This is a genomic window from Chitinophaga nivalis, from assembly GCF_025989125.1.
Lineage (GTDB): Bacteria > Bacteroidota > Bacteroidia > Chitinophagales > Chitinophagaceae > Chitinophaga > Chitinophaga nivalis.
In genome coordinates this window covers 331,993-345,432 of the sequence record NZ_JAPDNR010000001.1, presented here as the reverse complement: position 1 = coordinate 345,432, position 13,440 = coordinate 331,993, and the positions used below count along the sequence as shown (strand labels likewise).

Annotated in this window: 10 protein-coding genes; all 10 read left to right on the top strand. The window is 39.1% G+C overall.

Annotated elements, in window-relative coordinates:
- Positions 1–98: 98 nt before the first annotated feature.
- Positions 99–1,535 carry an MOP flippase family protein gene (locus tag OL444_RS01420; protein WP_264735032.1) on the top strand — a complete coding sequence of 479 codons (1,437 nt, stop codon included), beginning with the start codon at positions 99–101 and terminating at the stop codon, positions 1,533–1,535.
- Positions 1,536–2,085: 550 nt separating this feature from the next.
- Positions 2,086–3,975: an asparagine synthase (glutamine-hydrolyzing) gene (gene asnB / locus OL444_RS01415; RefSeq protein ID WP_264735033.1), complete on the top strand. Its 1,890-nt coding sequence runs from the start codon at positions 2,086–2,088 to the stop codon at positions 3,973–3,975.
- A 566-nt stretch (positions 3,976–4,541) separates the two neighbouring features.
- The gene (locus OL444_RS01410) at positions 4,542–5,672 is read left to right on the top strand and encodes a glycosyltransferase family protein (RefSeq protein ID WP_264735034.1); all 1,131 of its coding nucleotides are present in this window, start codon (positions 4,542–4,544) and stop codon (positions 5,670–5,672) included.
- Between the two features lie 19 nt (positions 5,673–5,691).
- Positions 5,692–6,804 (top strand): EpsG family protein, encoded by a 1,113-nt coding sequence (locus tag OL444_RS01405; protein WP_264735035.1) that lies wholly within the window; start codon positions 5,692–5,694, stop codon positions 6,802–6,804.
- Between the two features lie 13 nt (positions 6,805–6,817).
- Entirely contained in the window at positions 6,818–7,630 is an 813-nt protein-coding gene (locus OL444_RS01400) for a glycosyltransferase (protein ID WP_264735036.1), read from the top strand.
- 23 nt (positions 7,631–7,653) lie between these two features.
- Positions 7,654–9,027: a glycosyl hydrolase family 28-related protein gene (locus OL444_RS01395; RefSeq protein WP_264735037.1), complete on the top strand. Its 1,374-nt coding sequence runs from the start codon at positions 7,654–7,656 to the stop codon at positions 9,025–9,027.
- 35 nt (positions 9,028–9,062) lie between these two features.
- Positions 9,063–10,118: a glycosyltransferase family 4 protein gene (locus OL444_RS01390; protein ID WP_264735038.1), complete on the top strand. Its 1,056-nt coding sequence runs from the start codon at positions 9,063–9,065 to the stop codon at positions 10,116–10,118.
- Between the two features lie 12 nt (positions 10,119–10,130).
- Positions 10,131–11,195: a glycosyltransferase gene (locus OL444_RS01385; RefSeq protein ID WP_264735039.1), complete on the top strand. Its 1,065-nt coding sequence runs from the start codon at positions 10,131–10,133 to the stop codon at positions 11,193–11,195.
- A gap of 10 nt (positions 11,196–11,205) precedes the next feature.
- Positions 11,206–12,183: an NAD-dependent epimerase/dehydratase family protein gene (locus OL444_RS01380; protein ID WP_264735040.1), complete on the top strand. Its 978-nt coding sequence runs from the start codon at positions 11,206–11,208 to the stop codon at positions 12,181–12,183.
- Positions 12,184–12,327: 144 nt separating this feature from the next.
- The gene (gene gmd, locus OL444_RS01375) at positions 12,328–13,440 is read left to right on the top strand and encodes a GDP-mannose 4,6-dehydratase (protein WP_264735041.1); all 1,113 of its coding nucleotides are present in this window, start codon (positions 12,328–12,330) and stop codon (positions 13,438–13,440) included.

The following is a 13,440-nucleotide window of genomic DNA, read 5'->3' as shown; positions in this document are numbered from 1 at the left end:
GTATTTAACGATTTATTCCTCATTTATACCAGGGAGAAGGTTTATTTTGATAGAAGAGAGTGGATGGGATGGGTGGCTGAAAATAACAGAAAAAGAAAATGAATATTAAGAAAAGTGTTATATCGGGAACAAAATGGACAGTAGCGTCTATGGTTGTTCAGGTGGTTGTACAGTTGCTCAGGTTATCCATACTTACCCGATTTCTCACTAAATCTGACTTCGGCCTGGTAGCCATTGTTACCCTTATCCTTGGTTTTACACACATCTTTACCGACTTGGGAGTGTCTGTTGTGTTGTTCTCCAGACATGATTTAACAAAGAAGGAATACAGCAGTTTGTATTGGGTTAGTTTTCTCTCCGGAATAGCACTTTATGTGGTATTATTAGCTATTACACCTGCTATTGCGCTGTTTTATAAGCTAGATATTCTAAATATCCTGATTCCGATTATGGGATTGGATTTGATCTTTGCAACAGCGGGCCGACACTTTAAGATTTTTAAGCAAAAAGAATTTCGCTTCAAGGAGATCGGATTGATCGAAATTTCTTCTGCACTGCTTTCTCTAGTGGCATCTGTTTATTTAGCTTATTTTAATTGGGGAGTATATAGTCTGATTTATTCTACTATCTTAAACTCTGCATTGACTTCCTTCTTATTAATCATTACAACTATTCGGACTTATCCTATTTCATTTTATATCAACATCAAAGAAAATAAATCTTTATATAAGGTTGGGTTGTATCAAACCGGTGCCCAGATTTTGGATTTCATTTCCAGTCAATTGGATATTATTATCATTGGCCGGATAATGGGCTCTGCAGATCTGGGGGTATATAATCTCGTTAAACAACTTATTCTGCGGCCTTATAGTTTGTTAAATCCGATTATTCAGAATGTGGCCATCCCGCTCCTGGCGAAACTGAGAAATGATGTAGCTACATTTAACAGTAACTATCTCCAGATACTGAAGATCACAAGTATGGTGACTTTCCCGCTTTATGCATTGATTGCCCTGTATGCGAAGGAGATATTATGGGTTTTATATGGTGCTCCCTATAAAGATGCTGCATTATTATTGCAGATTTTCTGTGTTTGGGGAGGTATTAGTTCCATTTTGGGACCATCAAGTATGTTGGTTGTAGTTACAGGAAAAACAAAACTGGGTTTTAACTGGACCATATTCAGGGTACTTACTACGCCAGCTTGTATAATTATTGGTGGCTTATGGGGAACGGTAATTGGTATCTCCGTGGGACAAAGTTTATGTATAGTCAGTTATCTGGTGATGTATTGGATATTTTTTATTAAGCGGGCTTCCACTATATCATTCAAGGACTATACTGCGTCTTATTTATATGAATTGGGTGCCGCAGTAGGGGCATTAACAGTTGCTTTGATAATTAAAACGCTTTGTCTGCAGGTATTCAATTTATATGTTTCAGGTGTAATTGCTTTTATAGCATTTGGAACTTTATTCTGTTTCTTCAACAAGACAGAACTTGCTAACCTATACAAACGCTTACGACCAAGCTGATCTTTACTATTTAATCTGCATCAGCAAAACATTATCAGAGCTATTTTGTCACAACATTTTCTGCCATTAAAACAACAGCTGAACTTCTGTCTGTCCGCACTATATCTTGATACAGGCTTGTAATTGTATAGCAGTAATGTTATGTTATTTTAAGCTCATTTTAAGGCAGGGATTAATTGGCAGATATTGAAATAGACTAGCTTTGTTTCAGTATTATATTTTATAGTCTAATAGGGGGGAACTTTTATTTTTAGCGTCATAAAGAATATGTGTTAAAATTATGATCTCACAGAAAAAAGACTTGTCAACTTAAACGCTCATAGATACTAAACGCTGGAGCAGTGTGGATGTTTATGAAAGTATAAGGACAATAGGAAGAAAGCAAGAATATTGGGTTCAGTAGCTTGTTTGCCCTTGTAAAGATTAAATATTACTTATCCCATCTGATTATTAACCGTTGGCTGTTAGTAGCGTTTTGTTTACAGCAATTGTTGCCCAACGGATTCTTACAATTTATCTCTTATTTTTTTTAATTAAACTACGCAAGAAAATGTGTGGAATAGCCGGGCTTTTGCATAAAAATGCCGAAGCCATTCGTATGGATGCTATCAAGCGAATGACTGATGTCATTGCGCATAGAGGGCCAGATGGTGATGGACAGTGGATATCCCCTAATGGGCATGTTGGCCTGGGGCATCGACGACTTTCAATTATAGATTTGTCGACAGGTGGAGATCAGCCTATGCATTATGCTGATAAACGATATACCATTACGTTTAATGGTGAAATTTATAATTATATAGAACTAAAGCAGAAGCTGATTAGTAAGGGATATACTTTTCAAAGTACGTCAGATACTGAAGTTTTACTGGCTTTGTATGATGCCGAGAAAGAAGGTTGTCTGACATCACTGGATGGCATGTTTGCATTTGCGATATGGGATGAAAAGGAACAGACTTTATTTTTTGCGAGAGACAGGTTTGGTGAAAAACCTTTTCATTATGCTTTTACACCGGAGAAGTATTTTGTTTTTGGCTCAGAAATGAAGTCCCTTTGGGCTTATGGAATACCGCGGGTAAGAAATAATAAGATGTTGTATCGTTATCTCGTATACAATGAGATAATGAATGAAGAAGATCTGGCGGAAACATTTTTCGATGGTATTCTCCGGTTAAAACCTGCACATTATGGCATACTTCATTTCCCGTCATTCAAACTGAAGATAAAGCAGTATTGGGATATTAACTACAGGCAGGTAAATGATGAAATAACAGAACGAGAGGCAAAAGAAAAATTCAGAGACCTTTTTTTAACGAGTGTAGGGCGCCGGCTTCGTTCGGATGTGCCGGTGGGGTCCAGCTTGTCTGGGGGGCTTGATAGCTCTCTGATTGTTTGCGCCATTAATCATCTCCAGCAAGATAAAGGGGGATCGCAACATACATTCTCTGCGAGGTTTCCGGGATTTAAGAAAGATGAAGGAGTATATATGGATAAGGTGATTGCTCAAACCAACGCCAATGCGCATTTTGTATACCCTGATGCCGAACATTTTTTCGAAAATATGAGTACAATTACCTGGCATCAGGAAGAGCCATTCGGTTCTGCCAGCATCAGTGCTCAGAATGCTGTCATGAAGCTGGCTAAAGAAAAAAACATCACTGTTTTATTGGACGGTCAGGGAGCAGATGAAATTTTGGCGGGTTATCATATTTATTATTATTCCTTTTTTCATGAGTTGAGATCTGGTGATAGAAGTACTTATAAGGCTCAATTGGAGAAGTATCACCGGCTGCAGGCAGGGAATAATATTAACGGTTTATCTTATCAGGGAGACTTGAAAAGTTGGGTCAAGAGTAAATTTCCCGCTGCATTATTAAAGCTGATTAAAAATAAGCGGCAACAGCTGGCGGCAATCCGTTCCCCTTTCATTAGCCGGGATTTTATTGCTGAATATGCTGTGGAGGAGAGCCGCATGCTGCAGACGAATATCCATTTAAACCATTCGTTGTATAATAGTACAACGGGGGCAGGACTACAGGAATTGTTACGGTATGCAGATAGAAATTCCATGCAGTATTCACGTGAAGTAAGACTACCTTTCCTTTCTCATGAATTGGTAACGTTTTTATTTACACTTCCTGCCAGATATAAGATTTTTGATGGCTGGACCAAGTATTTAATGAGAATTGCCTTTGAAGATATTTTACCGCAGGATATTACCTGGCGAAAGGACAAAATCGGATATGAACCACCCCAGCAATCCTGGATGGATGCTACTGCTGTAAAAGCACAGATAAATGACTACAAAGATGGATTTATCCGGGAAAAAATTCTGGATGCCTCTATGACGAATATAAATACGGATATAGCCAGTAGTTTGTCAGATGATCCGGGAAAAAACTGGCGCATTTTACAGGCTGGGCTCATTTTTAATAAATAATATCCTTTTTTATATATAAATGGGAAAAGAGGTATATTTTTGTTGGGAAATACCTATTGTAATATTGTAAAATATTATCAATTAATATTGGGCATAAAGATTGTTAGGTTACGTACTTGCAACATGCATTAACCAGAAAGATAGATCATGCGTGGATAAGGCGTAACTTTTAGTGTATGTGAATGCTGGATTGCCAATCTTTATATTTTCAATGCAGGAGGAATTTTCCGGACACCCCTTTGTCTGTTACAAAATCTAAGATATTCAAAGTAATATTTGTGGGAAGAGCTTATTTTCCCGCAAATATTACTTTTGTTTATTAAGTAATGTGGTATTTTGAACAGAATAGAGGACTTTGAAGAACTATAATCATTTGATTTACAGTTTTTTATTATACTTTTCATGTGTCTGAATATTCCCCGCTATGGATATACGGATAAGGGAGTCTATCCTTTGCCCGGAATAGTGATGCAGCATGCATAGAATATTTACTGATTTTTAGGGTACATAATTAATGTTAAATTGACTTTTAATGTGTTAAGTACCAGGCTATTTAAGATAACAATATGAAAATTGCATATTTTACCGATATAAATTTGCATGAACCCAACGGAATATTGACTAAGCTGAGTATGCAGTGTCAGGAATGGATAAAAGCCGGAAACGTAGTGAAAGTTTTCTCTGTTCCTAACACCGGTAAAATTCCGGAACATACCCCCCAGTTGCCATTTGACTTTGAAATCTTCGATAGCCGGTTTTCAAAAAAATTCCATAATAGCGGCTATGCGTCTTACATCCGTAAATTCTTTGTTACAGGTAAGGTGTTGGCAGCATTAAAAAGATTTCAACCGGATGTTTTGTATGTCAGAGATTTGATTTGGTATCCCGGACTGGAAAGAATCATTAAAAGCTTTCCGGCGGTAATTGAACTGAATACCTTGCTGGAGAGTGAGCTGAGTCTGATTGCATCAGGTAAAGTGCAAAGGATGCATAACTGGGGATCTCTGAAATCATACAGTGCAGCAAAAGGATTTGTGGGAGTCACAAAGGAGATTACTTCTTTCTATACAAAAAAATATGGTCATCAAGGTATTACCTTAGGAAATGGCTATACTGTTTCTACCGTTGAAGCCCGGCAGGCAACAACAGAGAATAAGTCTGGCAGACCACAGCTGATTTTTGTGGGATATCCGGGGTTGGCATGGCACGGTGTAGACAAATTAATTGAATTATCCGAAAACATACCAGAGATCGACGTGCATGTGGTGGGGCCTATAGTAGAAGAAAATGGCCTGAAAATACCTGCAAACATGATTCAGCATGGTTTTTTAGATAAAGCACCTTTAGCTGAGTTATATCAACAAATGGATATAGGGATTGGCACGCTCGCGTTACATAGAAAAAATATGACTGAAGCTTCTCCCCTTAAGGTCAGAGAATATTGTGCTTATGGCCTGCCAGTTATATTGGCTTATAATGATACGGATCTTTCAGGACAGGATTTTGTGCTCGAAATTGAAAATGATGAAGACACTATTCGTAAGAATATTGTTAGAATTAAACAATTTATTTCAACCTGGCAGCATACCAGGGTAGCCATCAGTAAGGTTATACCGCTGATAGATTATGCTGCGAAAGAACAGCAACGATTGAAATTTATGCAAAGTATCGCAGAAAAAAATAAGCAGCATACCTAATGTTTAACCATTATTGGTTATGATATATTTATTTGTTTTTATAGTTCTGGCAATCATTGGAGGGATAGACTTAATCAAACTTTCAAAAGAGCAGGTTTACCTAAAAACCTTTCTGCTTTTCTTTGCGTTTGCTATACTCGTTTTTTTTGCCGGTCTAAGATACAATACAGGACCTGATTGGAGGGATTACAATAATTTTTTTAATGAGATATTTCCACTGTATGATTTTGGCCGGACTTCTCCGGCAGTCAGAGAAATTCTGGAACCTGGGTTTATAGCACTGGTTTCATTTTTTAAGACAATTGTCAACCATAACCAGTTTGTTTTCCTGGGGCTTGCTTTCACTTCACTAACGCTGGTTTTCTTAAGAATTAAAGAATATAGCCTTTTCCCGCTGGCAACCGTCTTTTGTTACTATATGTACGGTTACCCGGACAATTTTAGCATACTCCGGCAAGTACTATCCATCAGTATTTTTTTCTGGTCTGTAAAGTATATAGTCAATAAGAACTACATAAAATACTATGTCTGCGTGATATTGGCCTGTTGCTTCCATAATTCCGCTCTTATATTATTCCCATTATATTTTATTCTGAATAAACGTTGGAAAAGCAAGTACATCCTGTTGGCATTTCTGATCGCCATTTTATGTTATCAATTTAATGTGGTGTCTCAATTGTTTACTTATGCTTTATCCAGCATGGGGGGAATGTTGGCAAGGTACTCTGATTATCTGACCAATGAATCGTTGTCTAAGCCTAAACTATTAGGTACTTTATTTATAGAAAGGACCTTAATATTAGGATTGCTATTGTATAAAAGAGAGGAGTTTGAAAGGCGACAAAAGTATTTTAATGTCTTCTTAAATATATTTATATTATATAATGTAAGCTACCTGGTATTAAGTCAGGTATTTGTGCTGTTGCGATTTATACAATATTTCGCTTTTGCAAGCTGTATATTATATCCATTTTTATTAATTTATTTTAAAGAGGCATACGGAAAATACATTGTATATGCAGGTATAATATTCATCCTGTTTTTCCGTGGGTATACAGCACTTATACTCGATGGTAAGGATGGTGATAACCCAAACAGATACTTGCCGTACAGAAGTGTTATTGAAAGCTGAAAGTTTCATAAAAATGAATAACGAATTATTAATAAGTTGCGTAATGGCTGTCAATAAGGATGATGGCTATTTAGAGGAAGCGGTTCGGAGTATTCTGAATCAAACCTTTACTGCGTTTGAGTTTATTATAGTGGCCAATAATTGTGAGGATGTTTTTTTCAATAAACTGAGTGCCTACAAAGCACTGGATCCCCGGATAAAAATATATCGTACTACTATTGGGCAGTTACCTTATAATCTTAATTATGGGGTAGATGTGGCGCAGGGCAGGTATATTGCCAGAATGGATGCAGATGATATCGCGGATGTGAACAGATTTGCCAGGCAAATAGAATATATGCAAGCCCATCCGGAAATCGATGTTTTAGGTTCTAATTTTGATAGGATTAATGAAGACGGAAGCATTATTGCATCCAATTATGTTTTTTATGAAAATCATAATGACATTAAGCGAAACATGCGGCTAAAATGCTGTATGTGCCACCCAACTGTCATGTTTAAAAAAGAAGCCTTCTTAAAAGCTGGTGGTTATGCTTATGGTTTTACGGCAGAGGATTATGATTTATGGCTAAGAATGCTTGATCGTAATTATACGTTTCACAACCTTACGGATAAATTATTGCAGTATAGAACGCATGGTAACAGTGCTACTAATAATAACAGTAACCTTAAACGGAATATCGCATATACTACCAGTTTACTATATAGAAGATTTATTGAAACAAAAGATGTTGGATACTTATTAGGATTGTTTATTGCAAGCAGCTGGGGAATAAAATTGATTCATCTCAGATCTAAAGCTTTACGCTTTTTTGCAAAAAAATAAATAGTTTCTTAAAACTTACAATTATGAAAAAGCATTTCGGTATAATCAGCTATCTGATAGCAGCTTTGTTTTGTATTGTTGGCAACGCAACAGCAATGCAATCCCAGGTTGGGAATACGTTGAATGTGAAAAGTTATGGCGCTAAAGGAGACGGTGTTTCAGATGATACGAAAGCTATTCAGCAGTGTTTCGACGAAGCTAAAAAAAGTGATAAAGCCACCGTCTTCTTTCCTGCAGGGGACTACTTATTAACTGCTCCTATACAGTATACCAATAGGGATGCCTTCTCTATCGAAATATATGGTGAAAAAGGTAAGAGCAAGTTGATGACAAAAAAATTTACCAGCTTTTTCATGTTGAAAGGAAATCAGCAGCCATCAGGAACGGCAATTATTCACGATCTTTCCATTATTGGATATAATCCTCCTTTTTCTGCTTCGCATCCCTTCTACGATAAACCAGGCATGTATGTATTTGGTATAGCTTTATTTAATTTATCCAATATTAATATATACAATATGACTATCCGTGATGTGTACGGAGAAGGTATTTATGTTGTACATGATAAACGTGGAAAGGCTTCAACAGATGTAAATGCAAGGCAGGTTAAAATTGTAAATAACCAGCTCCTTAATTGCTGGGGGTTGCATCCATCCTCCAGTGGAGGTTATCAGGATGAGTATGGAGATGGAATATATTTGTCGAATGTTACCGGTGCGCAGATTCGAAACAATATTGTAAAGAATGACCTGAATGTTACCAAACAATTTGGCCGTGCAGGTATTGTACTGGAATTTAATACAGAAAATTGTATCGTAGATAGAAACAAAGTGTCCGGTTACGATCGGGATATTCACATTGAAGGTGATCTGGGCGGGCATACCATTTCCAACAACACCTTAACTGGTTCAGAAATAGGTATTTTTACCTCATTGGTTTGCCAGGAAAGACCTACTCCTAATCCTATTAAAGTTGTCAATAATTATATCTCCAACGCTGGGATTCCGTTAAATAATTCCTTTACAAGGGTTACTCCTATGGGGAGTAGAGCATTGTTATCATTACATGGTGATTGGAAGAAAAGCCGTATCAACACTATTTTGTCTAAAAACAAAGTAGTATATGATAACACGAGCGACTATACCAGTAAGGTATTGGTAATGACCTGGATTTCCTACGTAAACTTAAACAATAACACCTTTTCTCAATCCGTAGCTGCCAATAAGAAATTATCACTGGTTTTTGGATACGAGATCGGAGATCTGCTGAATAACTCCTTTACTAATATTGGCGATGTGAAATTTGATGGCGTGAAAGTAAAAGGGGAGAAGATCGTGACAGGTTCCCGGAAAGGGAATATTAAAACAGCTAATACTGTTTCTAACTTAAAATTTTAACCTAAATAGTTTCAGATCATAAAAGAATCTTTTGAATGAAGGTGGTACATATAATTACAGGATTAGGAGGAGGAGGAGCGGAAAAGTTCGTATTTAATATTTGCCGGGAATTAATCAATAAAGGTTACTCACAAAAAGTAATTGTATTGAATGATAACCAGCTAGATCTATTGCCATTATTTACAGCTGCGAAAATTGAAGTGACGCCTTTAAATATCAGACAACAACCTTTCGCTTTAATCAGTAAAGCACTTCATTTTGCCCGGTTATTGAGACAGGAAAAAAATGCTGTTTTACATGCCCACATGTTTCATTCGCTGGTATTCGCTTGTTTGATTAAACTTTTTCATCCCGGTATTAAAATAGTATTTACTTCACATAACTTTAATATTGGTTCCAGATTAAGAGAAGTAATTACCTTTTTGCTTAAACCATTCCGGAGTACGGATATTTTGTTTTCCCGTAAAATGCATCGGAAATTTTATAAGGATGAAGCAAATTGTCGCATTATTCCCAATGGAATACCAACAGCAGAATACGATCTGAATGTGAAAAAGGAGGAAACGTATACTTTTATCTGCGTAGCGCGTTTAGAGAAAGTGAAAAACCAAAAAGCTATATTGGTTGCTGCCAATAAGCTCCATAAAGAAGGGCTTCCGTTTAAAGTGTGGCTGGTTGGTCAGGGAGATATGTCTGATGAGTTGAAGCAGTACGCTGCAACAAATCACCTGAATGATGTGATTGTTTTTAAAGGGTTCAGTCAGGAAATTCCGACGTTGATGAATCAGGCCAATTGTTTTTTATTACCTTCTTTATGGGAGGGAATGCCGTTAAGTATATTGGAAGCTGCTGCCAGTGGGTTACCGGTGGTTTGTACAGCGGTTGGCAGTATCCCGGAATTCTTTTCTGATGAACTGATCACCTACACTGCTGCTGATGACTTATATCCTGTAATGAAAAAAGTATTGGAAGCGTCGTCGCTATATGCGGAAAAAGGCCAGGTATTAAAACAATATGTGAGAGAACATTTTGATATTGCAACAACTATTCAGCAACACCTGGATGTTTATAAACAATTAGCTAAATATTGATTTAACCATAGGATGAAAATAAAGCAGGGAATTTTATTTTTAATTACCAAAAGTGAAGTGGGAGGTGCCCAGAAATATGTCAGGGAGCAGATTGCCATCTGTAGCAAAGAGTTTGAGGTATATCTGTCTACCAACGAACCTGGTTGGCTGACAGAGCATGTGGCCGGCGAAATTGCCGGTCAGCTGCTGGACAAAAGGATCGAGAGCAGAACCAGTATTGGTTACCTGACGCGACTTGCCAAATACATAAAGGAACATGGTATCGGCCTGGTGGTGACCAATTCGGCCAATGCCGGTATGTATGGTCGCATTGCAGCTAAGATGGCAGGAGCTGCCAGTATTTACGTTTCGCATGGCTGGTCGTCTGTATATAACGGCGGGAAGCTGGCTTTCCTGCTCAACCGCATTGAGCGGTATCTGGCCCGGCTGGGAGATAAGGTGATCTGTGTATCTGCGGGAGACTACGAGGTCGCCCGGGATAAAGTAGGGATAGCGGAGGATAAGCTGGTACTACTGAAAAATTGTATCTTTCCTGTTAATGCAACGGCGGCGGCAGACCGGCCGGCAGCCAATGGCCGGCTGAAACTATTATCTGTAGCCCGGTTTGCACATCCTAAGCGAATGGACCTGCTGGTGGCTGCGATGAAAGGTGTCACGGATGCGGAGTTATACCTGGTCGGTGGCGGCAAGGGGGAAGAGGAAATCCGATCCTATGTGCACGCGCAGCAGCTGGATAATGTACACCTGTTGGGAGAGATCAAAAGTTTCAACGGATTTGGAGATTATGATGCTTTTGTGCTGATATCAGAAAGTGAAGGTTTGCCTATGTCAGGGCTGGAAGCTATGTCAGCGGGAATGCCTTTAATATTAAGCAATGTGGGCGGATGTAAGGAAATCGTGGTCAATGAATCATTGCTGGTAAATAATACAGTGGAAGATATTCAAAGGGCTATCCGGGCATTGCAGCACAATTATGTGCAGTATAAAATGCCGGTAAAATCTTTTTTTGATATAAATTTCAATTTATTGGTCAATCAGGATAAGTACTTAGGCCTGTATCGTTCATTAATTAAATAAGCGCTATTTTATGATTTTTGTTATTGGTGGATCGGGTTTTATAGGTACGGTATTAGGAAAAGGGCTCACCACAGAAGGAAAAACTTTCAGAAATATAGATAAACAGGCGTCTCCTGTATTTAATGCAGTGACGGATATTGCGGATGTACGTAAGCCGGAAGACATAGCCAAATACCTGCAACGGGAATCACCGGAGGATTGGGTAGTACTGCTGGCTGCAGAGCATCGGGATGATGTAGCGCCTACCTCCTTGTATTATGATGTGAATGTGGAGGGAACAGAAAAGGTGTTGCAGGTAATGGAAGAAAAGGGTATCAATAAAATTCTGTTTACCAGTTCAGTAGCCGTTTACGGCCTGAATAAGGAGAATCCTACAGAAGCGCATCCGGCAGATCCTTTTAACCACTATGGTAAAAGTAAATGGGAAGCAGAAGAGGTATTGCGGAAATGGCATCAGAAAGACCCGCAGAACCGTACCCTTGTAATTATCCGGCCTACGGTAGTATTTGGGCCAGGCAATAAAGGGAATGTATATAACCTGCTGAAGCAAATCGCCTCCGGTAAGTTTCTGATGATCGGGAAAGGGGAGAATAAAAAGTCCATGGCTTATGTAGAAAATATTTCCGGCTTCATCAGATATTGTATTAATCAGCGGATGACAGGATATCAGGTGTTCAATTATGCCGATAAACCTGATTTGTCGATGAATGAGCTGGTAACGGTAGCGGAAAAAGCACTCAACAAAAAGCTGCCTTCTATAAGAATACCCTATGGTATCGGTTACCTGTGCGGAATCGGGTTTGATGTGCTGGCCAAGTTATCAGGTAAAAAACTGCCGATCAGCTCTGTGCGGGTAAAGAAATTCTGTGCTACCACACAGTTTGCCAATGAAGGGGTTATCAAAAGCGGCTATAAGCCTGCGCATACCCTGGAGGAAGGGCTGGCCAGTACACTGAACGCTATCATGGCTGAAATGCAGCCTAAATAGGTGCTTGCTATATGTCCGGGCCTTTTATCCTGTTTTTCGCCTGCCGGTTACCGGCAGTTAATAAGAATGCGAAAAAAGCGATATTTGCATGGATCTGTTAGATCATATTATTATTTTGCAATAAGTTTATCAATATAAGATTTAATGAAAGTAGCTTTAATTACAGGTATTACCGGCCAGGATGGCGCTTACCTGGCTCAATTGTTACTGAAGAAAGGCTATGAAGTCCATGGCATTAAAAGAAGAAGTTCGCTTTTTAATACAGACAGAATAGACCATTTATATCAGGACCCACATGAGAAAAATGTGCGGTTTAAACTGCATTATGGTGATCTGACTGACAGTACCAACCTGATTCGTATCATTCAGGAAGTACAGCCTGATGAAATTTATAACCTCGGTGCCATGAGCCATGTACAGGTGAGTTTTGAAGCACCTGAATACACGGCAGATGCAGATGGTATCGGCACCTTACGTATATTGGAAGCCGTTAGACTCCTGGGGCTGACACAAAAAACCAGGATATACCAGGCTTCTACTTCTGAGTTGTACGGCCTGGTGCAGGAAGTACCGCAGTCAGAAAAAACGCCTTTCTATCCCCGTTCTCCATACGCAGTAGCAAAGATGTATGCGTACTGGATAACGGTTAACTACCGGGAAGCCTACAATATGTTTGCCTGCAACGGTATCCTGTTTAACCATGAAAGCCCTTTACGGGGTGAAACCTTTGTGACCAGGAAGATTACCCGTGCGGTAGCCAAACTGTCACTGGGCATGCAGGATAAACTGTATATGGGGAACCTGGACGCGAAACGCGACTGGGGACATGCCAAAGATTATGTAGAGGCCATGTGGCTGATCCTGCAACAGGATAAACCCGAAGACTATGTGATTGCTACCGGTATTACCACTACGGTAAGAGACTTTATTACCATGGCATTTGCAGAAGTAGGCGTGGTCGTGGAGTTCAAAGGAGAAGGCGTAGAAGAAAAAGGGTTTGTAGTAAGCAACAGCAATGCTGCTTGTCCGCTTCAACCTGGTCAGCAGGTTGTAGCTATTGATCCGCGTTATTTCAGACCTACCGAGGTAGACCTGCTTATCGGCGATCCGACCAAATCCAAAAAACAGCTGGGCTGGAAACCGGAATACGATCTGCCTGCCCTGGTAAAGGAAATGGTGGCAGCAGACGTGGAACTGTTCCAACGCGAAAAACTGTTGAAAGACGCCGGTTACAAAGTATTGAACCAATTTGAATAG